At 70.9% G+C, this 26308-nt stretch carries 21 protein-coding genes; 9 read left to right on the forward strand and 12 right to left on the reverse strand.

Annotated features, from left to right (window positions below; translation table 11 throughout):
- The first annotated feature begins 25 nt into the window (after positions 1 to 25).
- Entirely contained in the window at positions 26 to 964 is a 939-nt protein-coding gene (locus tag ACFY12_RS20405; protein WP_390717210.1) for an FG-GAP repeat domain-containing protein, read from the forward strand.
- Positions 965 to 1104: 140 nt separating this feature from the next.
- Here ACFY12_RS20405 and acnA read toward each other — a convergent pair whose 3' ends face one another.
- Both acnA and ACFY12_RS20415 read right to left on the reverse strand, forming a co-directional pair.
- On the reverse strand, positions 1105 to 3825 hold the full coding sequence (acnA, locus tag ACFY12_RS20410; protein WP_390717211.1) for an aconitate hydratase AcnA: 2721 nt from the start codon (positions 3823 to 3825) through the stop codon (positions 1105 to 1107).
- A 223-nt stretch (positions 3826 to 4048) separates the two neighbouring features.
- Complete coding sequence (locus tag ACFY12_RS20415) at positions 4049 to 4675, reverse strand: LysE/ArgO family amino acid transporter (protein WP_390717212.1); 627 nt, start codon at positions 4673 to 4675, stop codon at positions 4049 to 4051.
- Between the two features lie 70 nt (positions 4676 to 4745).
- On the opposite strand from ACFY12_RS20415, the gene ACFY12_RS20420 reads away from it, so the two are divergent.
- Positions 4746 to 5651, forward strand: a complete 906-nt coding sequence (locus ACFY12_RS20420) for a LysR family transcriptional regulator ArgP (RefSeq protein ID WP_390717213.1) — start codon at positions 4746 to 4748, stop codon at positions 5649 to 5651.
- Positions 5652 to 5694: 43 nt separating this feature from the next.
- On the opposite strand, the gene ACFY12_RS20425 is transcribed toward ACFY12_RS20420, so the two are convergent.
- Positions 5695 to 6303, reverse strand: a complete 609-nt coding sequence (locus tag ACFY12_RS20425) for a TetR/AcrR family transcriptional regulator (RefSeq protein WP_390717214.1) — start codon at positions 6301 to 6303, stop codon at positions 5695 to 5697.
- Positions 6304 to 6455: 152 nt separating this feature from the next.
- Between ACFY12_RS20425 and ACFY12_RS20430 the strand changes: the two genes are divergently transcribed.
- Complete coding sequence (locus ACFY12_RS20430; RefSeq protein ID WP_390717215.1) at positions 6456 to 8408, forward strand: fumarylacetoacetate hydrolase family protein; 1953 nt, start codon at positions 6456 to 6458, stop codon at positions 8406 to 8408.
- A gap of 113 nt (positions 8409 to 8521) precedes the next feature.
- Positions 8522 to 8803, forward strand: coding sequence for an antibiotic biosynthesis monooxygenase family protein (locus ACFY12_RS20435; protein WP_390717216.1), 282 nt, complete (start codon positions 8522 to 8524; stop codon positions 8801 to 8803).
- Between the two features lie 58 nt (positions 8804 to 8861).
- Here ACFY12_RS20435 and ACFY12_RS20440 read toward each other — a convergent pair whose 3' ends face one another.
- Both ACFY12_RS20440 and ACFY12_RS20445 read right to left on the reverse strand, forming a co-directional pair.
- Positions 8862 to 9221 (reverse strand): GntR family transcriptional regulator, encoded by a 360-nt coding sequence (locus ACFY12_RS20440; RefSeq protein ID WP_390717217.1) that lies wholly within the window; start codon positions 9219 to 9221, stop codon positions 8862 to 8864.
- 1 nt (position 9222) lies between these two features.
- On the reverse strand, positions 9223 to 10245 hold the full coding sequence (locus ACFY12_RS20445; protein ID WP_390717218.1) for a DUF1648 domain-containing protein: 1023 nt from the start codon (positions 10243 to 10245) through the stop codon (positions 9223 to 9225).
- A 97-nt stretch (positions 10246 to 10342) separates the two neighbouring features.
- Here ACFY12_RS20445 and ACFY12_RS20450 point away from each other — a divergent pair, with 97 nt between their 5' ends.
- Complete coding sequence (locus ACFY12_RS20450) at positions 10343 to 11872, forward strand: helix-turn-helix domain-containing protein (protein ID WP_390717219.1); 1530 nt, start codon at positions 10343 to 10345, stop codon at positions 11870 to 11872.
- A 237-nt stretch (positions 11873 to 12109) separates the two neighbouring features.
- Here ACFY12_RS20450 and ACFY12_RS20455 read toward each other — a convergent pair whose 3' ends face one another.
- The 3 genes from ACFY12_RS20455 to ACFY12_RS20465 form a co-directional block, all read right to left on the reverse strand.
- The gene (locus ACFY12_RS20455) at positions 12110 to 12685 is read right to left on the reverse strand and encodes a hypothetical protein (protein ID WP_390717220.1); all 576 of its coding nucleotides are present in this window, start codon (positions 12683 to 12685) and stop codon (positions 12110 to 12112) included.
- Between the two features lie 441 nt (positions 12686 to 13126).
- A complete protein-coding gene (locus ACFY12_RS20460; protein ID WP_390717221.1) occupies positions 13127 to 13927 on the reverse strand; it encodes a VOC family protein in 801 nt (266 codons plus the stop codon).
- A 150-nt stretch (positions 13928 to 14077) separates the two neighbouring features.
- On the reverse strand, positions 14078 to 15202 hold the full coding sequence (locus tag ACFY12_RS20465; protein ID WP_390717222.1) for an acyl-CoA dehydrogenase family protein: 1125 nt from the start codon (positions 15200 to 15202) through the stop codon (positions 14078 to 14080).
- A 267-nt stretch (positions 15203 to 15469) separates the two neighbouring features.
- On the opposite strand from ACFY12_RS20465, the gene ACFY12_RS20470 reads away from it, so the two are divergent.
- Entirely contained in the window at positions 15470 to 17083 is a 1614-nt protein-coding gene (locus tag ACFY12_RS20470; protein WP_390717223.1) for an AMP-binding protein, read from the forward strand.
- A 139-nt stretch (positions 17084 to 17222) separates the two neighbouring features.
- Positions 17223 to 18080, forward strand: a complete 858-nt coding sequence (locus ACFY12_RS20475; RefSeq protein WP_390717224.1) for a PaaX family transcriptional regulator C-terminal domain-containing protein — start codon at positions 17223 to 17225, stop codon at positions 18078 to 18080.
- A gap of 103 nt (positions 18081 to 18183) precedes the next feature.
- Here ACFY12_RS20475 and ACFY12_RS20480 read toward each other — a convergent pair whose 3' ends face one another.
- Complete coding sequence (locus ACFY12_RS20480) at positions 18184 to 18921, reverse strand: HAD family hydrolase (RefSeq protein ID WP_390717225.1); 738 nt, start codon at positions 18919 to 18921, stop codon at positions 18184 to 18186.
- Positions 18922 to 19412: 491 nt separating this feature from the next.
- Between ACFY12_RS20480 and ACFY12_RS20485 the strand changes: the two genes are divergently transcribed.
- Positions 19413 to 20054 (forward strand): TetR family transcriptional regulator, encoded by a 642-nt coding sequence (locus tag ACFY12_RS20485; protein WP_390717226.1) that lies wholly within the window; start codon positions 19413 to 19415, stop codon positions 20052 to 20054.
- A 204-nt stretch (positions 20055 to 20258) separates the two neighbouring features.
- Here the strand turns inward: ACFY12_RS20485 and ACFY12_RS20490 are convergent, their stop codons facing one another.
- A complete protein-coding gene (locus tag ACFY12_RS20490) occupies positions 20259 to 21287 on the reverse strand; it encodes an MDR family NADP-dependent oxidoreductase (RefSeq protein WP_390717227.1) in 1029 nt (342 codons plus the stop codon).
- A 338-nt stretch (positions 21288 to 21625) separates the two neighbouring features.
- Between ACFY12_RS20490 and ACFY12_RS20495 the strand changes: the two genes are divergently transcribed.
- A complete protein-coding gene (locus ACFY12_RS20495; protein ID WP_390717228.1) occupies positions 21626 to 22636 on the forward strand; it encodes a ScbA/BarX family gamma-butyrolactone biosynthesis protein in 1011 nt (336 codons plus the stop codon).
- A gap of 90 nt (positions 22637 to 22726) precedes the next feature.
- On the opposite strand, the gene ACFY12_RS20500 is transcribed toward ACFY12_RS20495, so the two are convergent.
- Together ACFY12_RS20500 and ACFY12_RS20505 are read right to left on the reverse strand one after the other, a co-directional pair.
- Positions 22727 to 25000 carry a bifunctional salicylyl-CoA 5-hydroxylase/oxidoreductase gene (locus ACFY12_RS20500; protein ID WP_390717341.1) on the reverse strand — a complete coding sequence of 758 codons (2274 nt, stop codon included), beginning with the start codon at positions 24998 to 25000 and terminating at the stop codon, positions 22727 to 22729.
- Positions 25001 to 25002: 2 nt separating this feature from the next.
- The gene (locus ACFY12_RS20505) at positions 25003 to 25830 is read right to left on the reverse strand and encodes an enoyl-CoA hydratase family protein (protein WP_390717229.1); all 828 of its coding nucleotides are present in this window, start codon (positions 25828 to 25830) and stop codon (positions 25003 to 25005) included.
- Between the last annotated feature and the right edge of the window lie 478 nt (positions 25831 to 26308).

Raw genomic sequence — 26308 nt, forward strand, 5'->3', positions numbered from 1 at the left:
GCGCTTTCAGGAACTTGGAGAACACGTGGCACTCAACTCCTGCCGGAAGGCCGGGCGCACGCTGGCCAGGCTCGCCACCGCGGCCGTTGCCGCGGCCCTGGTCGCCACCAGCGCCGGTACCGCCTCCGCCGACGACCTCGACGCCGCCGGCGCGGCCGCGAAGGACGCCAAGGCAGGCGCCTCCCAGAAGGCACCCGCCGCGACGCCGTACCGCTCGGCGTCGCGTGCGGAGATTCCCACCTACCCGCTCTTCGCGGTCAACCGCTCCGACGGCTTCCTGTACGCCTACCACCCCGACGGCTACGGCGGGGTGGAGGACCGCTGGTTCCTGGACAGCGGCTGGGAGAACTTCACCGCGGCCACGCAGGTCGACCACAACGGTGACGGCCAGAAGACCGGCGCCTACGTCCGGCACAAGGGCGGCACCCTGGTCTACGCCTCCGAGTCCGGCGAACGCAGGATCGGTGGCGGCTGGAACATCTACGACCGCATCATGTCGCCGGGCAACCTCGCCGGTCAGAAGCAGGCCGACATCCTGGCCCGCGACAAGAACGGCGTCCTGTGGATGTACATGGCGTACGCGGACGGCACTCTGACGGACCGCTACAAGGTCGGCAGCGGCTGGGGCCAGTACACCGACATCGCCGGGGTGGGCGACCTCGACGGCGACGGCAAGACGGACATCGTCGCCAAGGACCGCAACGGCGTGCTGTGGTTCTACAAGGGCAACGGCCGGGCCGGGGACACCTTCGAGAGCCGCACCCGGATCGGTGGCGGCTGGAACACCTACGACTACCTGGTCTCCGTCGGCGACCTCGACTTCGACGGCCACAGCGACCTGCTGGCCCGTGACAAGGACGGCGCCCTCTGGCTCTACAAGGGCAACGGCAACGGCAAGGACCCGTACGACCGCCGCGTGAAGATCGGCAGCCGTGGCTGGGACCAGTACCGGATGCTGTTCTGATCCCGTCTCCCTGATCCCTTTCCACGGGCTCGGGCACACGTAAGGAGAAGGGCCGCACTCCCCGCGCGGGGAGTGCGGCCCTTCTCCTTGGACTCGGGAGAGTCGGGGCGGGCGCCCGTTCAAGGGGCGCCCGCTCGCGGTTACTTGCGGATCAGGCTGCGCAGGACGTACTGCATGATGCCGCCGTTACGGTAGTAGTCGGCCTCACCGGGGGTGTCGATGCGGACGACCGCGTCGAACTCGACGCCGGTGTCGGTGGTGACCTTCACCGTGCGCGGCGTGGTGCCGTCGTTGAGCTCGGTGACGCCGGTGAGGGAGAAGGTCTCCTCGCCGGTCAGGCCCAGGGAGAGAGCCGAGGCGCCCTCCGGGAACTGGAGCGGCAGCACGCCCATGCCGATCAGGTTCGAGCGGTGGATGCGCTCGTACGACTCCGCGATGACGGCCTTGACGCCGAGCAGCGCGGTGCCCTTGGCCGCCCAGTCGCGGGACGAGCCGGAGCCGTACTCCTTGCCGGCCAGGATGACCAGCGGGATCCCGGCCGCCTGGTAGTTCTGCGACGCGTCGTAGATGAACGACACCGGGCCGCCCTCGACGGTGAAGTCGCGGGTGAAGCCGCCCTCGGTGCCCGGCGCGATCTGGTTGCGCAGGCGGATGTTGGCGAACGTGCCGCGGATCATGACCTCGTGGTTACCGCGGCGGGAGCCGTAGGAGTTGAAGTCGCGACGCTCGACGCCGTGCTCGGTGAGGTACTTGCCGGCCGGGGTGTCGGCCTTGATCGCACCGGCCGGGGAGATGTGGTCGGTGGTGACCGAGTCGCCCAGCTTGGCGAGCACCCGGGCGCCCGCGATGTCCTTGACCGGGGTGGTCTCCATCGTCATGCCCTCGAAGTACGGGGGCTTACGGACGTAGGTGGACTCCGCGTCCCACTCGAAGGTGTTGCCGGTCGGGATCGGCAGCGCCTGCCACTGGGCGTCGCCCGCGAAGACGTCGGAGTAGGACTTGTTGAACATGTCCTCGCCGATGGCGTTGGCCACGACGTCGTTGACCTCGGCCTCGGTCGGCCAGATGTCCTTGAGGTAGACCGGGTTGCCCTCGGTGTCGTTGCCGATGGCCTCCTCGGTGATGTTCACCTTCATGGAGCCGGCGATGGCGTACGCGACGACCAGCGGCGGGGACGCCAGGTAGTTCATCTTGACGTCGGGGTTGATCCGGCCCTCGAAGTTGCGGTTGCCGGAGAGCACCGAGGTGACGGCCAGGTCGGCCTCGTTGATGGCCTTGGAGACCTCTTCGTCCAGCGGACCGGAGTTGCCGATGCAGGTGGTGCAGCCGTAACCGACCAGGTTGAAGCCCAGCTTGTCGAGGTACGGGGTCAGCCCGGCCTTGTCGAAGTAGTCGGTGACGACCTTGGAGCCCGGAGCCAGCGTGGTCTTGACCCACGGCTTGCGGGTCAGGCCCTTCTCGACCGCCTTCTTGGCCACCAGCGCGGCGGCGACCATGACGTACGGGTTCGAGGTGTTGGTGCAGGAGGTGATCGCGGCGACGGTGACGGCGCCGTGGTCGATCTCGTAGACGGTGCCGTCGGCGGCGATCACCTGGGTGGGCTTGGTCGGCGCACCGTTGTGGTCCACGGCCGGGGCGTCGGAGGCCGGGAAGGACTCCTTGCCCGCCTCCTCGTCCGCGTCGCCGACGTAGTTACGGACGTCCTGCGCGAACTGCCGGGCGGCCTCGGCCAGGACGATACGGTCCTGCGGGCGCTTCGGACCGGCGATCGACGGCACGACCGTCGACAGGTCCAGCTCCAGCTTCTCGGAGAAGTCCGGCTCGGCGGCCGGGTCCAGCCAGAGGCCCTGCTCCTTGGCATACGCCTCGACGAGGGCGACCTGCTGCTCGCTGCGGCCGGTCAGCTTCAGGTAGTTGAGGGTCTCGTCGTCGATCGGGAAGATCGCGGCGGTGGAGCCGAACTCCGGCGACATGTTGCCGATGGTGGCGCGGTTGGCGAGCGAGGTCGCGGCCACACCCTCACCGTAGAACTCGACGAACTTGCCGACGACGCCGTGCTTGCGCAGCATCTCGGTGATGGTGAGGACGAGGTCCGTGGCCGTCGTGCCGGGCTTGAGCTCGCCGGTCAGCTTGAAGCCGACCACTCGCGGGATGAGCATGGAGACCGGCTGGCCGAGCATCGCGGCCTCGGCCTCGATGCCGCCGACGCCCCAGCCCAGGACGCCGAGGCCGTTGACCATGGTGGTGTGCGAGTCGGTGCCGACGAGGGTGTCCGGGTACGCCTGGCCACCGCGGACCATGACGGTACGGGCCAGGTGCTCGATGTTGACCTGGTGGACGATACCGGTGCCCGGCGGGACGACCTTGAACTCGTCGAACGCGGTCTGGCCCCAGCGCAGGAACTGGTAGCGCTCCTTGTTGCGCCCGTACTCCAGCTCGACGTTCTGCTTGAAGGCGTCGTTCGTACCGAACTTGTCGGCGATGACGGAGTGGTCGATGACCAGCTCGGCCGGGGCCAGCGGATTGATCTTCGCCGGGTCGCCGCCGAGCTCCTTCACGGCCTCACGCATGGTGGCGAGGTCCACGACACACGGCACACCGGTGAAGTCCTGCATGATCACGCGGGCCGGCGTGAACTGGATCTCCTGGCTGGGCTGGGCCTGCGAGTCCCAGTTGCCCAGCGCCCGGATGTGGTCGGCGGTGATGTTCGCGCCGTCCTCGGTGCGGAGCAGGTTCTCCAGCAGCACCTTCAGGCTGTAGGGCAGGCGGGCGGAGCCCTCGACCTTGTCCAGCCGGAAGATCTCGTACGACTCGTCGCCCACCTGCAGCGTGCTGCGGGCGTCGAAGCTGTTCGCCGACACGACAGTCTCCTTCATGCATGAATTCGCGCGTACCACCGCATCCTGCCGTTGCAGGCTCTGGCCGATCCGATAAGGTAGCCCTTAGTTAGGCATGCCTTACTGGCGCGGCAGCGGTACACCTCTCGGCAGATATCTCGATGTCGAGATAACACTAGTACATCGCTGCTCTTCGGTCATGCCCGGCCGGGGTCCGTTCTCATCGAAAGCCGACGGCGCGGCGAGGTCAGAGGGTGCGGGCCAGCAGCATCGCGCCCATCACGAGCATGACGACCGCGACCAGGATGTCCAGCACCCGCCAGGCGGCGGGGCGGGAGAGGACACCGCTGAGGAGCCGGGCGCCGTAGCCGAGGCCGGCGAACCACACCAGGCTGGCCAGCATCGCGCCGAGGCCGAAGACCCACCGCAGCGAGCCGCGGTCGGCGGCCACCGAGCCGAGCAGCAGCACGGTGTCCAGGTAGACGTGCGGGTTGAGCCAGGTCATGGCCAGGCAGGTGAGCACCGCGGCGCGGACGGATCCCGCCGACGCGCCCTTCGTCGTCAGCCCTTGTCCGGCGGCAGGCCGTAGCACACGGCGGGCGGCCAGGACGCCGTAGCAGATCAGGAAACCGCCGCCGGCCAGGCCGACCGCCGTCAGCGCGGCGGGCCACGCGGTGACCACCGCACCGAGCCCGCCCACACCGAGAGCGATCAGGAGCGCGTCGGACACGGCGCAGATGCCGACCACCGCGAGGACGGCCTGTCCGCGCGCCCCCTGGCGCAGGACGAACGCGTTCTGCGCGCCGATGGCGACGATGAGGGACAGGCCTGTACTGAATCCGGCGAGGGCCGCCGGGAGGATGCCGCTGTTCATGCCACCCGACGCTAGAAATCCCCGTGACATTAGTACAGCTAAAGTTTCTTACGTAGCATTAGCAGGTGTGATGACCGATCTGCCCTACGACCAGGTGCGTACGCTGCTCGCCGTCGTCGACGAGGGCACTTTCGACGCCGCCGCGGCGGCTCTGCACGTGACGCCTTCCGCGGTCAGCCAGCGGGTGAAGTTGCTTGAGCAGCGCACCGGGCGGGTCCTGCTCATGCGGACGAAACCGGTCCGGCCCACGGAGTCCGGACAAGTGGTGCTGCGGTTCGCGCGCCAACTGGCCGCCCTGGAGCGGGACGCGCGGCGGGAACTGGGTATCGCATCCGGGGTGGGCCCGGCCCGGCTGGCCATCGCGGTGAACGCGGATTCCCTGGCCACCTGGTTCATGCCGGCCCTGACGCGGGTACCGCAGAGCCCGCCCATCTGCTTCGAGCTCTACCGCGAGGACGAGGCGCACACCGCGGCGCTGCTGCGCGAGGGGAAGGTGATGGCGGCGGTGACGTCGTCGGCGGAGCCGGTGGCCGGCTGCACGGTGCGCCCGCTGGGCCTGGCCCGGTATCCGCCGGTCGCGAGCCCCCGGTTCGTGGCGCGCCACCTGTCGGCCGGGCCGCTGGAGCACTGTCTGCCCGACGCACCTGTGGTCGCGTTCGACCGGCGGGACGAACTGCAGGACCGGTTCGTCCGGTCCCTTGCACCCAACCGGTCGGGCGCCGGCCCGCTCCGCCACTACATGCCCACGTCGGAGGGGTTCTGCGACGCGGTGGTCGCCGGTCTCGGCTGGGGTCTGGTCCCGGAGCCGCAATCCGCACCGCTGCTGCGTTCGGGCGCCCTCGTGGAACTGGCGCCGGGGCAACGGGTGGACGTGCCGCTGTACTGGCAGCAGTGGAAGCTGGACGTGCCGGCGCTCGCACTCGTGGCGGAGGCGATCGCCGCCGCGGCGGCCGAGTCCCTGCACGCCCCGGACTGACGCCGCACGGACAGGAGAGCAACTCCCTTGCGCACGTCGGGGGTTACCCGGGGTGTACGGGCAGTGCCGCGGCCGCCACCAGTGCGCGCAGCGCGGTCAGCGCCTGCTCGGGATCGACCCGGTCGGGCGCCAGCAGCCACTGCTGGTGGATGCCGATCGCGGCGCCGACGATGGTGACGGCCAGCGCCTCGGCGGACAGCCCGGGCGGCAGCGGCAGCCGCTCCAGCCACCGCCGGCAGTGGCCGCGCAGGGTGTGGTGGATCTCGACGTAACGGCCGTGGATGGGCGAGCCCGGCTCCAGCGCCTCCACCAGGAGCGTGACGAAGAGCTTGGTGGTGGGCTGTGCGGACAGTGCCCGGGCGCCCTCCAGGAGGCCGTCGAATCCCTCCGCTATCCCCTCGGGTCCTGCCGGCTCGTCCGGGGGCTCGGCGAGGCCCGCGCGGATCGTGTTCAGCGAGCGTTCGAGCACGGCCAGCAGCAGGCCCTCCTTGCTGCCGAAGTGCCAGGGGATCGATCCCCTGCTGATCCCGGACCGTTCGGCCACATCGGCGAACGTGGTCTGCCGGTAGCCCTTGTCCGCGAACAGCTCCGCCGCCGCTATCAGGATCCGCTCACTGCTCTCAAGACTGGTCTGCTCTCGCCGCGTCGCCACAGAACCTCCTCTATGCCGGCGACAATATTCTATGCTGGCCAACACAGGCAGGACGGGCAGAACAGAACAGGCAGAACACAGAACCCAGAACCCAGGACGGCTCAGGACGCAGGGCGATGACGGCGTCCGGGCCCCAGCAGGAGGAGGTCGTTTTGCGCTTCGTCACGTACGCCTCGGCCGACGGCGACCGGGCCGGTGTCGTCAACGGTGACCTGATCCACGGTTTCCCCCGGGGCACGACCCTGATCGAGCTGCTCGGCAGCTCCTTGCGGCAGGCGGGCGAACGGGCGCTCGCCGAGCCCGACGAGGTCGTCCCGCTCGCCGGCGCCACCCTGCGCGCCCCCGTTCCCAGACCGCCGTCCCTCCGGGACTCCCTGTGCTTCCTCGACCACATGCGCGCCTGCCTCCGTGCCACCGGCGGCACGGGAACGCTGGAGCCGGCCTGGTACCAGATCCCCGCCTTCTACTTCGGCAACCCCGCCACCGTCATCGGCCCTGACGACGACGTACCGATCTCCCCCGGCAGCGCCTGGTTCGACTTCGAGTTGGAGATCGGCGCGGTGATCGGCACCCCGGGCCGCGACCTGACACCCGAACAGGCCGAGGGCCGGATCGCCGGATACACCCTCTTCTGCGACTGGACCGCCCGCGACCTGCAGAGCCTGGAGGGCCGGCTGAAGATCGGCCAGGCGAAGGGCAAGGACGGTGCGTCCACGCTCGGACCCTGGCTGGTCACGCCCGACGAACTGCCCTTCGGCCCGGACGGCAGGCTCGCGCTCCAGGTGCGGGCCGAGGTCAATGGCGAGCCGGTCGGCGAAGGCCGTACCGACGCCATGGACTGGACGTTCGGCGAGGTCATCTCGTACGCCTCGCGCGGAGTCGAGCTCCGGCCGGGAGACGTCTTCGGCTCGGGCACCGTCCCCGGCTGCTGCCTGCTGGAGCATCTCGACCTCGGCGACCTGGGAGCGTTCCGCGGCTGGCTCAAGGACGGCGACGTGGTGTCGCTGCACGCCGAAGGGCTGGGCGAGCTGCGGCAGACCGTACGGGCCGGCGCCGCTCCCCACCCGCTCGCCGCCCGGCCCGACCCCACCGCGAAGCCCCGCCGGCCGCGGGTCAACCCCGCCCCCTCCGCCCTGCCTTACACCAAGGGTCTGCACCGGGTCGGTGACGACGTCTGGGCGTGGCTGCTGCCCGACGGCGGGTACGGCTTGAGCAACGCGGGCCTGGTCGCGGGAGACGGCGCCAGTCTCCTCGTCGACACGCTCTACGACCTGCCGCTCACCGCCGGGATGCTGTTCGGCATGCAGCCGGTCACCGACCGGCACCCGCTGAGCCACGCCGTGCTCACCCACGCCAACGGCGACCACACCCACGGCGGCCAGCTGCTCCCCGGCACGGTGCGCGTGGTCGCCGCCGAGGGGACGGCGCACGAGATGCGCACCGAGATGCCGCCGGAGCTGACCGCGGGCCTCCAGGTCATGGACCTGGGGCCGACGCTCACGCCGTATCTGCGCGACCGCTTCGGCCCGTTCGACTTCGGCGGCATCCGCCTGCGCGCCCCCGACCAGACCTACGACCGGCGGCTCACCCTCGAGGTGGGCGGCCGCGAGGTGCGGCTGCTCAATCTCGGGCCCGCCCACACCGAGGCCGACACGGTGGTGCACGTTCCCGATGCAGGGGTGCTCTTCACGGGTGACCTGGTGTTCGCCGGGTGCACGCCGATCGTGTGGCACGGCCCGATCGCCAACTGGATCGCCGCCTGCGACACCATGATCGGCCTTGGCGCGCCGACCGTGGTGCCGGGCCACGGCCCGGTGACGGACGCCGACGGGATCCGCGCCGTCCGCGGCTACCTCCGTCATGTCATCGAACAGGCCGACGCCGCCTACGCCAAGGGCCTCGACTTCCAGGAGGCGGCCTTCGGGGTCGATCTGGCCGAGTACGCCGACTGGCTGGACGCCGAACGGATCGTGGTCAACGTCTACCAGCGCTACCGCGAGATCCACCCGGACCAGCCGGTGCTCGACCGGTTCGCGCTGTTCCACCTGATGGCCGAGTGGGAGAGCCGGCGGCAGCCGTCGCCGGAGCCCACTCTCCTGAAGTGAATCTCCTGAAGCGAAGGGGTTCCCTCACATACGACCGGCACCAAGACACACCGAGAAACGCCGAGAAGCGCCGAGAAGCGCCGAGAAGCGCCGAGAAAACCAAGGAGCACAACATGAAGGTCGGAATGGTCGCACACCACTACCCGCACCCGGCTCACCGTGAGGAGTTCATATCCCGCGTCCACCGGGTCGGTGAGGTGTTCCGGCAGACCCCCGGATGCCTCTCCGCGGAGTGCTGGGTGTCCGGCGACGCGGTGGTTTCGATCGTGCAATGGGAGTCCGAGGAGGCCTCCGCCGCATCGTTCGCCGTCGTACAGGCGACGGCGGAGCTGGACCTGGCCTACGACGACCGCGAATCCCGCCCGCGCGAGATCGTCCGCCTCACGGCGGCCTGACCCCCTGCTCCGGCTCCCGCCCGCCGGCCCGGCCCGGCCGCTGGGTGGGAGCCGCCGCTCACCCGCCCGCCAGCCCCACCCGCACCACGCTCACGATCTCCTCGTCGGACAGCCCCAGATGGCGGGCCTCCGCGATAAGGCGTGCCGTGGTTTCACTCAGGCGGGCCCGGGCCGGGGCGGCCCTGCCGGTGACCACCGCGCCGCGGCCGCGGCGGAGTTCGATCAGGCCCTCCTCCTTGAGGCGCTGGTAGCCGCGCAGCACGGTATGGACGTTCACACCGAGGGACGCGGCCAGTTCGCGGGCGGCGGGCAGCCGCTCACCGGTGTCCACCGTGCCGTCGGCGATGGCACCGCGGACCGAGGCGGCGATCTGGTCGCCGAGCGGGACGGACGAGCCAGGGTCGACACGGAAGAGCACGTCAGCCTCCCAGCCGCGCCCGCGCGCGATCCGCGTACGCATTGAGCAGCGCGGCGGCGGTCGCCGCGTCGTCCACCGTCACCATGAACTCCCGCCCGTTGGTCAGCCGTATCACGATGCCGTCGCCCGAGCGCAGGGCCAGGCCACTGGCGCCGGGCCGGTGGCGGTAGCCCCAGCCGCCGAGGTCGGCCAGGCAGTCGATCCGGCGGCTGGTGGCTTCCGTGACCCGGTCGAGGGCGATGCGCCGGAAGCGGATCCAGGGGGCGACGGGCCGGAGCAGCAGCGGCGCGAGGGTCAGACCGCGCCGGTCGACGGTCACCCGCACGGAGGTGACCGCGAGCACCAGCACCCCGACGGCGAAGAGGTACCCGCCGGTCAGCACGTCGGCGCGGAGGGCGAAGAACAGCCCGGCGCAGAGCGGGACGACGGCCACCGCGACCAGCGGCGGCGAGCTGATGGCGCGTGACCAGCCGGCCGTCGTTCCGGCCGGGAGGTCGAGCCGGGGCGCGTCGTCGCCCGGTTCCTGCCGGGACGGGCGGCGGGGTGCGCCGCCGGCCAGCAGATAGCCCAGCACGCCCGCGACCAGGGCCGCCGCGAGCATCACGGCCATATGCGGCCACGCCGGCAGGCGTACGGCCGAGGCGTCGGCGTCCGTCACCTCGGCGTTGGCGTTGGCCAGCAGAAGCAGGCACATGCCGGAGCCCACGCTCGCAGCGATGGTGTACATCGTGGCGATCAGCCAGGGCATGGCGGCGGCCGGCGCCCGGAGCAGGGTCAGCAGACCGGAGACGATGCCGAGGACGAGCAGCACGGCGACACACCCCGTCAGAAAACCCTGGCTGGAGGAGTAGTCATCGGCCCGGCCGCCGGCACCGAAATGGACGGCCATCCGATCCGGCAGCCGGGTGGAAACGGATGCGTGCACGGCGACGACGGCCGCGATCGCGGCGCCGAAGGGCAGAACGGCAACCAGGAGCCGCAGCGGGCCCGTTGGGCGGGCGGCAGGACGCGGAGCGCTCTTCATGACCTAGGTGACCACCTCTCAGTTGTTTGCATATTAGTAGAACAAGCCAGTTGATGACAGTTGCACACCCATCTCATATCTGAGATACGGTCGACGCATGGCAGACGACTACCTCGTACGCATCGGCAGGCTCATCCGCGACGCACGACAGCACCGTGGCTGGACACAGACGCAGCTCGCGGAGGCACTCGGTACCAGCCAGAGCGCGGTCAACCGCATCGAGCGCGGAAACCAGAACATCAGCCTTGAGATGATCGCCCGCATCGGCGAGGCCCTCGACAGTGAAATCGTCTCGCTCGGCTATGCCGGACCGATGCATCTACGGGTGGTCGGCGGCCGCCGCCTGTCCGGCAGTATCGACGTCAAGACGAGCAAGAACGCCTGTGTCGCGCTGCTGTGCGCCACACTGCTGAACGCGGGCCGCACCACGCTGCGCCGGGTGGCCCGTATCGAGGAGGTCTACCGCATCCTCGAAGTGCTGGGCAGCATCGGCGTCCGCGCCCGGTGGATCAACGACGGCAACGACCTGGAGATCGTCCCGCCCGCCGAACTCGACCTCGACTCCATGGACATGGAGGCGGCCCGCCGCACCCGCAGCGTCATCATGTTCCTCGGCCCGCTGCTGCACCGGATGGACCACTTCAAGCTGCCGTACGCGGGCGGCTGCGACCTCGGCACCCGTACCGTGACGCCGCATATGACGGCGCTCCGGCACTTCGGACTGGAGATCACCGCGACCGACGGCACCTACATCGGCGAGGTCGACCGCGACGCCGCCCCCAAGCGCGCGATCGTCCTGACCGAACGCGGCGACACCGTCACCGAGAACGCACTGCTGGCCGCCGCCCGCCACGACGGCGTCACGGTCATCCGCAACGCGTCCTCCAACTACATGGTCCAGGACCTCTGCTTCTTCCTGGAGGAGCTGGGCGTCCGGGTCGACGGCATCGGCACCACCACCCTCACCGTGCACGGCACGCCGCACATCGAGCGGGATGTGGACTTCGCACCGTCCGAGGACCCCGTGGAGGCCATGAGCCTGCTCGCGGCCGCGGTGGTCACCGAGTCCGAACTGACCATCCGCCGCGTCCCGGTCGAGTTCCTCGAGATCGAGCTGGCGGTCCTGGAGGAGATGGGCCTGGACCACGAGCGCAGCACGGAGTACGCCGCCGACAACGGCCGCACCCGCCTCATCGACCTGACCGTCCGCCCCTCCAAGCTCCAGGCCCCGCTGGACAAGATCCACCCGATGCCCTTCCCGGGCCTCAACATCGACAACGTCCCCTTCTTCGCCGCCATCGCAGCCAGCGCCCAGGGCCAGACCCTCATCCACGACTGGGTCTACGACAACCGCGCGATCTACCTGACGGACCTCAACCGGCTCGGTGCCCAGGTCAAACTGCTCGACCCGCACCGCGTCCTGGTCGACGGCCCGACCCGCTGGCGCTCCGCGGAGATGATGTGCCCGCCGGCCCTGCGCCCGGCCGTCGTCGTCCTCCTGGCCATGATGGCCGCCGAAGGCACATCCGTACTGCGCAACGTCTATGTCATCAACCGCGGTTACGAGGACCTGGCGGAACGCCTCAACTCCATCGGCGCCCAGATCGAAATCTTCCGGGACATCTGACGGGCGGGCGCCGCCGCACCCTGCCTGACCTGTGCTGATGCAGGTCAGGAGGGGGTGCGGCGGCACCTCTTGGACCAGACGTAGGAGTGGAAGTAGTTCCGGTTGATCGCCTTGCGCTCACGCCCCGTCACCAGGAGGTTGTACGTCCTCGGCCGCCGGTGAGCCAGGGCTTCGGGTGAGCATGAACCCGGCATGAACTGCGCCGAAGCTCTGCTTGTGCAGGAGATGGGTATCCGTTCAACAATTGAGCTTTCCGGCCTGCATCGCACACCGTGCGTTGTCGCTGTACATGTAGGAGCCGACGATCGGATTCGATCGAATATCGATGAGAACGGCCAGATCTCCTACATCCCACTTACCGGTGTACTCGAAGTGCACAGGCTTAAAGTGCAATTCATTGCATGTGCGTTCTTCGGAGATCTGCTTCCAGCCCCACCGCTCGGAGCCTTGGGGAGCCCATTCTTCGCCGTCGCGCCGCACACTCATTTTTGTCCCCCCGTGAAACCAGTTGCAGTTTTGGACACTTCCGCCGATCGAGAGCTCGCCCTCGATCGTGTAGGACTCCTTTTCGTCTGACACTGTGACCGTGCCCTGAGCAATGAGGAGATCAGTGTCGCTCCCCCCTGGTTGCCAGGAAATTCTGAAGTTACTGGCATCGTCTTGCACGGGGATGGCAACGCGGTGTGCCGTGCTCCCCGCCGGACTGGCTGCCCTCTGCGCGGCCGCCACAGGCGAAGCGGCAAGGGACAGGCTGGAAACCAGGCCCACGAGGACAGAGGCCGCGAGAGCGCGGTCACGGAACTGAACGGTCATCGATACCCCACCCCTATCAGGAGAGACTCTCACCGAATCATCTGCCTGGCCTACGCGCGACAACCTTTTCGATCATGGAATACACCCAAACGGGTGGCGTCGGCTCCAGAGACGGCATGTCTGCCGAGCGGGGCTACGGAACCAGGTGGCAGCGCCGCCGGCGGACGTACCTGTACGCGAATCCGTGGTGTGTGCTGTGCGGTCGTACGGCGGCAGTGGCTGTTCATTTCCCTTTGTCGCGCCGCGAGTTGGTGACGCAAGGAGTTGCGGATCCTGACGCACCGGAGACGGCAACGCGGGGCTGCCGATGAGCGTCGTACCGACCAGGCCATCGGGGTCACGTCAGAATCCACGGCACTGGAGAAGACGGTTGTCCTGGAAGGCGCATGTCCCTGTGCTGGATCGGTGATCGGCTGGCCGCGTGGGTGCGTTATGGGTGCGTCAGAGCGGCTGCTGCGGTGTGAGGAGGACGAATTCCGCGCCTGCCGGGTCGGTGCAGACGGCCAGTCGGCCGACGCCCTCGACTGTCTCCGGGCCCATGGCGAGCCTGCCGCCGTTGCCCGTTACCAGGCCGACGGAGGCGTCACAGTCCCTGGAGCCGAACACCGGGTGCCAGTACGGTCTTCCGGCCGGTCCGAGGAGGTCGGCCGGGACACCGAGGAGGCCGCCGTGCGCCCGGTCCTCCCCGCAGTTGGCGGGGCGGAGCAGGGTGTATGTGCCGCTCCCGCCGGGGAGCGGCACGTCCTGGGTGTGCCAGTCGAAGACAGTCCGGTAGAAGGTCCGCGCGGCAGCCGGGTCGGTGGTGTAGAGCTCCGTCCAGCCCAGTGCGCCGGGGCCGTCCGCCGCTTCGATGCCCAGGTATCCCGCCGGCTCCCAGATGGCGAACTCCGCACCCTGGGGGTCGGTGAGCTGGGCGAAGCGGCCGCCCTCGGCGCCGACCCGGGCCGGTGCCGAGCGGACCGTGCCGCCCGCCCGCTCCACGGCCTCGACCGTGGCATCCGCGTCAGGGGTGTGGAAGTAGATCATCCAGGCGGACCGCGCGCCGTCCTCGGTGAGCGGGCCGGCCGCGGCGACCACCTTGCCGTCGAGCCGGAAGAGGGAGTATCCGCCCGCGCCCTGGCCACCGTACGGCTCGGCCCGCCAGCCGAACACCGCTCGGTAGAAAGCCGCGGCGACCTCGACATCGGGGGCACCGAGATCGAGCCAGCAAGGTGAGCCGGGGACGAAATCAGTGGTGATCATGGCGTTTCCCTTCGCGGATGCTGTGTGATGTCCGCCGGTTTCAGCCTGACATCCGCCACTGACAATCGCCCGACGGCAGCCGATCTCCGACCTCCGCTCTCCGACCTCCGACCGCCGACCGCCGGCCTCCGACCGCCACCTGTATCGAGCTCAGTCCCGGTAGAGCTCCTTGGCGATGATGGAGCGTTGCACCTCCGTCGCGCCCTCGTAGATGCGCGGCGCGCGGACCTCCCGGTAGAGGTGTTCCAGGAGGTGGCCACGGCGCAGCGCGCGGGCACCGTGGATCTGGACCGCGGCGTCGACGACGTACTGGGCGGTCTCGGTCGCCAGCAGTTTGGCCATCGCCGAGCGGCGGACGATGCCGGGCGCCCCGGTGTCGTAAGCGGAGGCGGCCGCGTACACCAGGAGGCGGGCGGACTCGACCCGGGTGGCCATCTCGGCGAGCTGGTGGCCCACGGACTGGAGGTCCTTGAGCGGTCCCCCGAACGCGGTGCGCGCCCCGGCATGCGCCAGGGCCGCATCCAGCGCGGCCTGCGCCATGCCGACCGCGAAGGCCCCCACACTCGGCCGGAAGAGGTTCAGCGTGGCCATCGCCACGGCGAATCCGCCGCCCACCTCGCCCAGTACATCCGCCCTGGTCACCGGCGTGCCGTCGAAGACCAGAGTGCCGATGGGGTGCGGGCTGAGCATGTCCAGGGGCTCTCCGGTCAGCCCCGGCCGGCCGGCGGGGACGAGGAAGGCGGTGACCCCTCGCGCGCCCGCGTCCCCGGTACGGGCGAAAACGGTGGCGAAGTCGGCCTCGGGGGCGTTGGAGATCCAGCACTTCTCGCCGGTCAGCCGCCAGCCGTCCGGGCCGTCCGGCTCCGCGGTCAGAGACAGCGCGGCGGCATCCGACCCCGCGCCGGGCTCGCTCAGCGCGAAGGACGCGATCGCACGGCCGGCGGCCACCTCGGGCAGCCAACGGGCGCGCTGGGCGTCGGTCCCGGAGCGGACCAGCGGGTGGGCGCCCAGGCCCTGGAGGGCCAGTGCGGTCTCCGCCTCCGTGCATTCCCGGGCGAGGGACTCGCGCAGCAGGCACAGGTCCAGGGCGCGCGGTGCGGCGTCGGCCGGGAACAGGCGGCGCAGCAGGCCCAGTTCGCCCAGGGCGGCGACCAGCGGGCGGTTGACCCGGCCCGGCTCCCCCTTCTCCGCCAGCGGGCGCAGCCGTTCGGCCGTCATGGCGCGTACTGCGGCGCACCACTCCTGCTCCTCCGGTCCCAGTGCGAATACGGTCATGAGGCGGCTCCCTGGTAACGGTGACGGTGACGGTCTCTCACACGGGGTCACGGGGGCTTCCGGTCACACGGGGATGTGCGGTCTTCTTCGCTAGGCTTTCCGGTCTTTATTGCGGACTGTTGACTGCCGTCACAGACACGTTACGCTGACGCAGGATCCGAACGGCAGTCCTCGCACCTCGCCCAGCACCTCACCAGCACTCGCCGGCACCTCGTCGACCGGTCGCGGCCACCCGGCCACCCGGCCGTCCTAGGGGGCGTATCCGCCATGGAGCTACGGTCCTCGGCACACACCGACACCTTCGCGCGCGACCGGCTGCCACCTCGGGAGCAGTGGCCGCACCTCACCGATCTGGGCTATCCCGACCGCCTGAACTGCGGCGCCGAGTTACTGGACGGCACCATCGGGCGGTTCGGCGCGGACCGCCCGGCCTTCCGTGACGCGAACGGCCCGGTATGGACGTACGGGCAGCTGCGCGCGCAGGTCGACGCGATCGCCCATGCGCTCACCGGACAGCTGGGCGTGCGGCCGGGCAACCGCGTCCTGCTGCGCGGTCCCACCACGCCATGGCTGGCCGCCTGCTGGCTCGCCGTCATGAAGGCGGGGGCGGTCGCGGTGACGGTACTGGCCGCGCAGCGCCCCAAGGAGCTCACCGCGATCTGCGAGATCGCCCGGGTGCGGTATGCGCTGTGCGACATCCGCTCGGTCGAGGACCTCGCCCGGGCCGGGGTCCCGGGGCTGCGGATCACCACGTACGGCGGGGACGGCCCGGCCGATCTGCGGCAGCTCGCCCGGCCCGGTGGCGCACCGTACCCGGCGGTGGCGACCTCGGCCGACGATGTCGCGCTGATCGCGTTCACCTCGGGCACCACCGGCCGCCCCAAAGGGTGTCTGCACTTCCACCGCGATGTGCTCGCCATCGCGGACACCTTCTCGGCGCGGGTGCTCCGGCCGACCCCCGACGACGTGTTCGCCGGCAGTCCGCCGCTGGGGTTCACCTTCGGCCTCGGCGGGCTGGTGATCTTCCCACTGCGGGCCGGTGCCTCGGCTCTGCTCACCGACTGGGGCGGGCCGGAACAGCTGCTCACGGATATCGCGGCGCACCGGATCTCGGTGCTGTTCACCGCCCCGACCGCCTATCGGGCGATGCTGCCGCGGCTCGCCGGCCATGACGTCTCCTCACTGCGCCGGTGCGTGTCGGCCGGTGAGAACCTGCCCGTCGCGACCTGGCAGTCCTGGTACGAGGCGACCGGCCTGCGGCTCATCAACGGCATCGGCGCGACGGAGCTGCTGCACATCTTCATCTCGGCGGCCGACGAGGCGATCCGGCCGGGCACGACGGGGCTGCCGGTGCCGGGGTTCCAGGCGCGGGTGGTGGGCCTGGACGGCGCCCCGTTGCCGGACGGTGAGCCGGGCCTGCTGGCCGTACGCGGGCCGACCGGCTGCCGCTACCTGGCGGATGCCCGGCAGACGGAGTACGTCCGGGACGGGTGGAACATCACCGGCGACACCTATGTCCGCGAGCGCGACGGCTACTTCCGCTATGTCGCCCGGGCGGACGACATGATCGTCTCGGCCGGCTACAACATCGCCGGACCCGAGGTGGAGGACGCACTGCTGCGGCACCCGGATGTCACCGAGGTGGCGGTGGTCGGACGGGCCGACGAGGACCGGGGGGAGGTGGTCGTCGCCCATGTGGTGCTGCGGAGCGGTATGCCCGCCGATGAGGAGGAGGCCGAGGAGACCGTCGCCGCGCTACGCGCCTTCACCAAGACCCGTATCGCGCCCTTCAAGTGCCCGCGCGAGATCGTCTTTCACGCCGCGCTGCCCCGCACCCCGACGGGCAAACTCCAGCGTTTCCGGCTGCGCGCCGGGCCCTGAGGCCTGTGAGGCCGGGCCTTGAGGCCGGTGACGTCGGGCCCTGAGGCCTGTGAGGTCGGGGACGCGGCCGGGCGGAGGCCGGAAGGGGCCACGGACCGCCCCTCCTCCGCCGGTCCGGTGGCCGATCTACAGTGATCCGGTGGCCGACCAGCAAGCACAGCGCACCCCACGGTCCCTGATCGTCACGTTCTACGGCGCCTACGGGCGCGGCCGGTCCGGTGCCGGTACCGGGGACGGGACGGCCGGGCCGGTGCCGGTCGCCGCGCTGATCCGGCTGCTGGGGGCGCTCGGGGTGGATCCGCCGTCGGTACGCTCGGCGGTCTCCCGGCTCAAGCGGCGCGGGCTGCTGGTGTCCGCCCGGACGGGCACCGGGGCGGCCGGCTACGGGCTGTCCGACGCGGCCCGCCAGCTGCTGGAGGACGGAGACCGGCGGATCTTCGGCCGGCCGGCCGCGCGGTTGTCCGACGGCTGGGTGCTGGCCGTCTTCTCCGTTCCCGAGGAGGAGCGGCACAAGCGGCATCTGCTGCGGTCCCGGCTGACCCGGCTCGGCTTCGGCACCGCCGCCCCGGGGGTGTGGATCGCCCCCGCGCAGCTCTACGAGGAGACCCGGCACACCCTGGAGCGGCTGCAACTGACGCCGTACGTCGAGCTGTTCACCGGTACGCATACCGGCTTCGCCGCCACGGCGGACGCAGTGGCACGCTGGTGGGACCTGACCGCCGTCGCCGCGCAGTACCACGCCTTCCTCGAAGAACAGGAGCCGGTCCTGCGCCGCTGGTCACGGCGGCGCACGGCGCCTCCGGAGGAGGCCTACCGCGACTATCTGCTGGCGCTGGACGCCTGGCGCCGTCTCCCGTACGCCGATCCCGGACTGCCCTCTCCCCTCCTGCCGGAGGGCTGGCCGGGTGGTCGCGCGGCGGAGGTGTTCGGCCGGCTGCACGGCGCACTGCGGGACGCGGGCGCCCGTTATGTGAGCGAGGCGCTGGGCGGCCCGTAGCCCCCGCCCCATGGCTCCCTGTTCCGTGCGAGGCTTCCCTGGTCCGTGGTTCCCCGGCCCGTGGTTCCCCGGTACTCGGGGGACCGGCCCCCCGTCCGCCGGGTCAGCGGCGGCGCGGCTGGGCGCCCACCATGGCGGCGGCCGGGCGCGGCCGGGAGGCGGCTATCACGGACACCACGTCCTTGAACGAACTGCACATCCGGGTGCCGGCGACCCCGGCGAGCTCGCCGAACGTGCCGACCCCGTAGGTCACCGCGACCGGCTCCATGCGCGCGGTGACCGCCATCCGCATATCCCCGACGGTGTCCCCCACATACGCGCTCTGCCAGGCCGGGACGCCCAGCCGTTCGGCCGCCCGCAGCACCATCTCCGGGTGCGGCTTGCCGCGCCGGACCATGTCCTGGCCGATGACCGGGCCGACCAGGTCGCGGATCCCCATGACGTCGAGCAGCGCCTCGGCGCTGCGAGTGGTCTTGGACGTGGCGACGGCCAGCTCGACACCGTGGGCGCGCAGCGCGGACAGCCCCGCGGTCACGCCGGGGAAAAGCAGCTGCGGCCCCTGGCAGAGGACTTCGTAGGCGAACAGCTCGCGGTAGCGGGAGATGGCGGCCTGAACCCGGGTGTCGTCCTCGGGCTTGCCCAGCAGCCGGCCGAAGGCGGGGCCCGGCGGCTTGCCGATGGCGGCGGCCGCCTGTCGCGCGGTCACCGAACATCCCTGCTCGGCGGCCACCTTGACCAGAAGTTTGCTGATCGCCGGCAGGGTGTTGGCCAGAGTGCCGTCCAGATCGAAGACGGCAGCCCTGATCGTCTCGCTTGCGGCGGCGGCCCGTGCGCCTCTCACGGGACGATCGCGGACTTCCATTGCTACGCGCATGGCTGGAGACCTTTCCGGATTCCGATGGGGGTGCGGGGGGTTCGGGTGACGTTGCTGGCTCGGCTGGTCGGGCGGCCTGCGGTCGACGACTGGTAGAGGCAGAGGCGGTCTCGCCATGACGCACCGCGGTCCAACGCGGTACGCGACCGTCGCGGCGGTGGCAACGGAAGGGATCGTCCCGTTTTACCGCCTGCCGGAGATTTAAAAACCGCCTGCGCTGTTTGTCAATGTGCCTTTGTCACATCCTGACGGTCCGACAACGCGCCCCGCCCCGGACCAGGCCCGGAAACACAAGCCTCCCGTGCGTCACTCCGGGATCGGAGTGGGAGTGGAAGGTCGTCTTCGCGTCAGCGCCGGCCAGTTCCAGCCAACCTCCTGGACAATATCGAACCGCATGGTTGGTTTTCTATGTAGACTGCAATCAGCTTCGCAGCCGTACTAGAGACGGGACGGACACCGTGCCCATCCAGCATCGCGCCATCCAGAGCCGCCAGGCACTCATCCGATCGGCCGCAGAGACCTTCCTGGAGAAGGGGGTTCCCGCCTCGGGCATGGTCGAGATCAGCCGGCGGGCCCGCCTGAGCAAGGGGGCCCTCTACTTCCACTTCACTTCGAAGGACGACCTCACCCTGGCGGTGCGGGACTCCTCGCTCATCATCCTGCAGGAGATCGAGGACGCCTTCACCCACTCCCCGGCGCCGCTCGCGGTCGCCGTACGGGACTTCGCCGTCGAGCTGTTCAGCCGGGTGGAGGAGGACGCCGTACTGCGCGCCGGACTGCGACTGCGCCCGGAGACCGCGCCGGGCCTGGGTATCTACGCCTTGGAGCAGCGCTGGTACGCGCTCTTCCTCGACAAGGCGGTGACCTGCGGGACCGGGCAGGTATCCGGACCGACCGCCGTCGGCCCGGATGCCGAACCACGGCGTACCGCCCAGCTGTTGACCTCGATCGTGGTGGGTCTGCTGCACCTGGGCGGCGAGGACGGGATGTGGTGGGACAGCGAGGCCGTGACCGGCCTGTGGTCCCTGCTGCCGGCCGCGCAGGAACCGGTTCCGGCCGCCGGCCTCTCCGCGCCCGCGGAGCTCCCGGCGGCCGGCTGACCCCGCCGGGCCGTTACGGCCGGACGCCCGCCCGAGGCACACCACACAGCGGAGACGCACCACACAGCGGAGGCACACCGCGCCGCGGAGACGCACCCCGCACATGAGGCATGCCCCACGGGTGACACGTGTGAGGCATGCCCCACACGTGAGGAATGTCGCGCAGGTGAGGGGACGTCAGCTGCCGGTGAGGCGTGCCCAGCATCACAGTTCCACCAGTACGGCGCCGATGTGGCGCCCCTGTGTCAGCTCGCACAGCGCCCGGGGGGCCTGCTCGATGCCCTTCAGCAGAGCGTGCGGGAAGACCAGCGACCCGTCCCGCAGGCCCTGACCGAACTCCCGCGTCCACTCCTGCGCCAGATCCGGGTGCGCGTACAGTCCGAAGCCACGCAGCGTCACCCGCCGCGTGATGATCAGCCCCGCGTCCAGCTCCACCGGAGCGGTGACCCCACCGCCCTCGCCCAACTGGCTGGAGAGCGCCCCGACCAGCGCGAACCGTGCGTCAGGGCGGGCCACCGCGAGCGCCGCGGCCAACTGCTCGCCGCCCACGGTGTCCAGCAGGACGTCGATGCCGTCCGGGGCCGCCCGGCGCAGCTGCCGCTCGATCGAACCGCTGCCGCGCACGACCGTGTCGTCGTACCCGAGCTCGGCGCGCAGCCGGGCGGCCTTGTCCTCCGAACCGGTGCTGCCGATGACCCGGCCGGCGCCCAGCCTGCGCGCCAGCTGCCCGGCGAGGCTGCCCACCCCGCCGGCCGCGCCGGTGACGAACACGGTGTCCCCCGGCCGGACGCCCGCGGCCCGGCGGAGCGCCCCCCAGGCGGTCGCGCCCTGTGACAGATGCGCGGCGGGGGTCGGCAGCACGTCCGGATCGATCCGGCGCGCCCGCGACTCCTCGACGACCGCGAACTCCCGCCAGCCGTAAGGGTGGTGAACGAGCTCGCCGGGTGTGAAGCCGCCGCCGGGCGCCTCCACCACCTCACCGACCGCGGAGCCCCACAGCGCCTCGCCCGGTACGAACGAGGGCATCGGCAGCGGGACTCCGGTCATCTGCGTCCGCATCGCGGCGGTCACCGCCATCACACGGGTACGCACCAGCACCTGTCCCGGCTGCGGCCGCGGCACCGGAACCTCCGCGATCGTGAAGTGCCGGGTGGTCAGCTCGCCGGTGACACGAGCGGCGAGCCGGACCTCCCGCTGCATGGCGGGCAGGTCGGGAACGGCGGTGGGGGACATGGGGCTGCTCCTGGCTCTTCGACATACGGCGGTGGCGTTCCCTGCCGCCCATACCGCCTGGTGGGCTTCTTCATGATGCGGAGAGCAACCGTGCGGTGACAGCGACGGGGCGCATTCGGCTACATACTCCTGCAAACTCCAAGAGAGCATACGGAGGGTGATCGGTGGTCAAGCAGGCACGTGCGGTGCGAAGCCCGCCTTGCTCCGTTGAAGAACGAGCCTTGGCACTAGTAAACAAACCACATGGTCCGTATCTTGGCGCCTTGGGGCGCCCGGCAAGGCGCGGCCCATCAGACCTGAGTTCCAGACCTGAGTTCCAGACCGGAGAAGGGATGCCCATGGCCAGCGCCACCCTCATGCCGTCCTGGCGCGACCGGCGCCACGACGGCGGAGTCCGGTCCGGCGACGGGGACCGCCAGTCCGTTGCGACCGCGACGGTGCCAGGTGCGTATGGGCGCCGCACCGCCGCGTCCGAGGTGTTCCTGACCAACTGGCGGCGCGGCACGGCCGACAGCTGGGTGGTGAGCGCGCGGTGGCCACGCGCGCACAGCTTCTACGCGTCGGCCCATGGGCCGCACGATCCGGATCCGCTGCTGCTGATCGAAACCCTCCGGCAGGCCGGGATATTACTGAGCCATGTGGCGCACCGCGTCCCGCTCGACCATCCGGTCCTCTGGCGGCGGATCCGCTACGACCTCGCGCCCCGGGCGCCGCGCACCGCCGACGAACCGGCCGAGGTGGAGCTCCGCGTCACCGACCATGACCTGGTCCGCCACGGGAGCCAACTGGCAGGCGCCCGGCAGGAGTTCCGGGTGCGGTGCGACGGTGCCGACCTGGCCTCGGCGGTGGTCGACTACTCCTGTCACAGCCCTGCCGTCTACCGTCGACTGCGCGGCAGGTACAGCGATCCGGCGCTTTCCCGCGCCCGCCGGCTGCCGCTGCCCGAAGCCGTCAGCCCGCAGCTGGTCGGCCGGGACCGCGACCGTGAGGTGGTGCTCTCCCCCACCGGCCGGCCGGACCGCTGGCTGCTGCGGGCGGACACCTCCCATCCGGTGCTCTTGGGCCACCCGGCCGATCACGCACCCGGCATGCTGATGATCGAGGCTGCCTGGCAGGCCGCGCAGGCGATGACGCCGGAGGTCACCGTGCCGACGGCCATGGACTGCGCCTTCGAGGGGTACGCCGAGCTGGACGCGCCGTGCTGGGTCCGGGCACGGACCACCGCGGACCCGGTGGCGGGCCCCGCCGATCGCGGCCGTCAGCAGGTCGAGGTCGGTGTGGAACAGCACGGCAAACCGGTGACCACCGCGCAGGTCACCAGCGTGCCGATCGCACCGCCGCTGCCCTGATCGCCCCACCGGCCCCGGCCCCGCCTCGGCGCCGGGAATCACCCGGCCCGCCCCAGAGACGGCCCCGCCCCGCTGCCCGTGCCTCCCCCGTCACCGCAGCGTGAGGCGGGGCTTCGGCGCGTCCGTCCGCCCCGTCGGCGGAGTGCGGCTGCCCGCCTGGTAGGGCAGCGGCCAGGGGGCACCGTGCCCCGAGTACCCCTGCTCGGCGGCGGCGTGCAGCGTCCAGTGCGGGTCGTACAGATGCGGCCGGCCCAGCGCGCACAGATCCGCGCGCCCGGCCAGCACCAGGGAGTTGACGTCGTCCCAGGACGAGATCGCGCCGACCGCGATGACCGGCACCCCCAGGGTGTTGCGGATGCGATCGGCGAACGGCGTCTGATACGAGCGCCCGAAGTCGGGGCGCTCATCGGGGACGACCTGCCCGGTCGAGACATCGATGGCGTCCGCGCCGTGCTCGGCGAAGGCCGCCGCGATGGCCACCGCGTCCTCGGCGGTGGTGCCACCGTCCGCCCAGTCGGTCGCGGAGATACGGACGGTCATCGGGCGCCCGGCGGGCCAGGCCGCCCGGACCGCGTCGAAGACCTCCAGCGGGAAGCGCAGCCGGGCGGTGAGGTCACCGCCGTAGGCGTCGGTACGGTGGTTGGTGAGCGGGGAGAGGAAGCCGGAGAGCAGATAGCCGTGCGCGCAGTGGAGTTCGAGCAGATCGAAGCCGGCCCGGGCGGCGGACTCGGCGGAGCGGGCGAACTGCTCGCGGATCGCGGCGAGTTCGGGCCCGGTCAGGGCGTGCGGAACCTGGTTGACGCCGGGCCGGTAGGGCAGCTCGGTGGGCGCCACGACCGGCCAGTTGCCGTCCGGGAGCGGCTGGTCGATGCCCTCCCACATCAGCCGGGTGGAGCCCTTCCGCCCCGAGTGGCCGAGCTGCACACCGATGGCGGTCCCGGGCGCCGAGGCGTGGACGAAGTCGGTGATCCGGCGCCAGGCCCGCTCGTGGCCCGGCGTGTACAGCCCCGTACAGCCCGGGGTGATCCGCCCGTCACGGCTGACGCACACCATCTCGGTCATCACCAGGCCGGCGCCGCCCAGCGCACGGGCGCCGAGGTGGACGAGGTGGAAGTCGCCGGGGGTGCCGTCGCCGTCCGCGGCGGAGTACATGTCCATCGGGGAGACCACGACCCGGTTGCGGAGGGTCAGTTCGCCGAGCCGGAACGGGGTGAACATCGGCGGGGTGCCGTCCGGGTGGCCCGCCTCGTCCTCGACGCCCGCGACGAACGCGGGGTCGCGCAGCCGCAGATTGTCATGGGTGACCCGGCGGCTGCGGGTGAGCAGATTGAACGCGAACTGGCGGGGTGGCTGGTCGGCGTAGGTGGCCAGCTCCTCGAACCAGGCGAGGCTGGCGCGGGCGGCGCGCTGGGTGGAGGCGATGACCGGGCGGCGCTCCGCCTCGTACGCGGCGAGCGCGGCGGCGGTGCCGGACTGCTCCTGGAGACAGGCGGCCAGCGCCAGGGCGTCCTCGACGGCGAGCTTGGTGCCGGAGCCGATGGAGAAGTGCGCGGTGTGCGCGGCATCGCCGAGCAGCACCGTATTGCCGTACGACCAGCGGTCGTTGACGACCGTACGGAACCGGGTCCAGCTGGACTTGTTGCCCCGCAGCGGCCGTCCGCCCAGCGCTTCCGCGAAGACCTTGGCGCACCATACGGCCGACTCCCGCTCGTCCGCCCGCTCCAGCCCGGCCGCCCGCCAGATCTCCTCCCGCATCTCGACGATGACGGTGGAGGAGTCCCGCGAGTAGGGGTAGGCGTGCAGCTGGACGATGCCGTACTCGGTCTCGGCGATCTCGAAGCGGAAGGCGTCGAAGGCGATATCGGCGGCGAGCCAGATGTAGCGGCAGCGGTGGGTGGTCAGCTGCGGGCGGAAGGCGTCGGCGTGCGCGGTGCGGGTCGCGCTGTGCACCCCGTCGGCGGCGATCACCAGATCGTGGGTACGGGCCAGCTCGGCGGCGGGCGGCGCCTCGGTGCGGAACCGCAGCTCGATGCCGAGGTCGCGGCAGCGCCGGTGCAGTACGGCCAGCAGCCGGCGTCGGCTGAGCGCCGCGAAGCCGTGCCCGCCGGAGGTGAGGGTGCGGCCCCGGTGCACGATGTCGATGTCGTCCCAGCGGACGAACTCGCGCTGGAGCGCGCGGTAGACCTCCGGGTCGGCGTGCTCGATGCCGCCGAGCGTCTCGTCGGAGAGGACGACCCCGAAGCCGAAGGTGTCGTCGGGGGCGTTGCGCTCCCATACGGTGATCTCGCGGGCGGGGTCGAGGCGTTTGAGGAGGGCGGCAGCGTACAGCCCGCCCGGTCCGCCGCCGATCACGGCGACCCGCATGGCTACTTCCCCTGCCACTGGGGGTTCCGCTTCTTCGTGAAAGCGGCGTGGAACTCCGCGTAGTCGGCACTGTTCATCAGCAGCGCCTGGGTGGCGGCGTCCATCTCGACGGCGGCGGCCAGCGGCATGTCGAGCTCCGCCGTGAGCAGCGCCTTGGTCTGGGCGTGCGCCAGCGCGGGGCCCTCGGCGAGCCGCTTGGCGAGCGCGGCGGCGGCCTCGTCCGCATGCCCCTCCTCGGCCAGCACGCTGATCAGGCCGAGCCGTTCGGCCTCCGGGGCCCGTACGGTGTCGCCGAGCATCAGCAGCCGGGTGGCATGACCGAGCCCGATGACGCGGGGCAGCAGATAGGCCGCGCCCATGTCACCGCCGGAGAGTCCGACCCGGGTGAAAAGGAAGGCGAACCGGGCCGACGGATCGGCGACCCGGAAGTCCGCGGCCAGCGCGAGCACCGCCCCGGCGCCGGCCGCGACGCCGTGCACGGCCGCGATCACCGGGAACGGGCACTCCCGCACGGCCCGGACGACCTGCCCGGTCATCCGGTTGAAGTCCAGCAGCTGTGCGGTATCCAGGTCCAGAGTGGCGCCGATGATCTCCTCGACATCGCCGCCGGAGCAGAATCCGCGCCCCTCTCCGGCAAGGACGAGGGCACGTACGGAGCGCTCCCGGGAGAGCTCCGCGAGCAGGTCGCGGAGGTCGGCGTAGGCCTCGAAGGTGAGTGCGTTGAGCTTCTCCGGGCGCGCCAGTGTGACCGTGGCGATGCCGTCCTTCCTGGTCACACGGAGATGCTGCCAGGAGTCGGTGGCTCGGGCGGATCCTGCGAACGGGCTCATCGGACTGCCTGCCCCCTTTGGCGGGTCGGCCGGTGGATGTTCTCCGGATGCGCTGTGAAGTTATCACCGTTTGGTGACCGCCGTCACCAAACCGCTACGCGTTCCGCTGCGCTTGGCTGCCTTCCCACGTACTTGGCTTTCCCGCCGTGGCGCCTGGCGGCGGGCCGTTGCCGCTGCGCGGGGCTGTACGTCACGGGTGCGCCCCTCCGGACTGCCGTCCTGCGGTGCGCCCCCTCCCGTGGGTGGGTGGAGAAAGACGAGTGGGGGTGTACGTAAGCAATCGTCCGCAGGAAGCGGACCGCGTACGTACACCCCCACTCACCGTTTTCCCTCCCACTCCCGGGAGGGGCCGCTCCGCAGGACGAAGTCCGGAGGAGCGGACCCGCACCCGACACACCCACGCCCGCCGCAGGCGCAACGGCGAAACCGGAAGGCACGGCGGGAAAGCCGACAACGTGGGAAGCCAGCCAAGCGCAGC

This window comes from Streptomyces sp. NPDC001339 (genome assembly GCF_042895955.1).
Classification (GTDB): domain Bacteria; phylum Actinomycetota; class Actinomycetes; order Streptomycetales; family Streptomycetaceae; genus Streptomyces.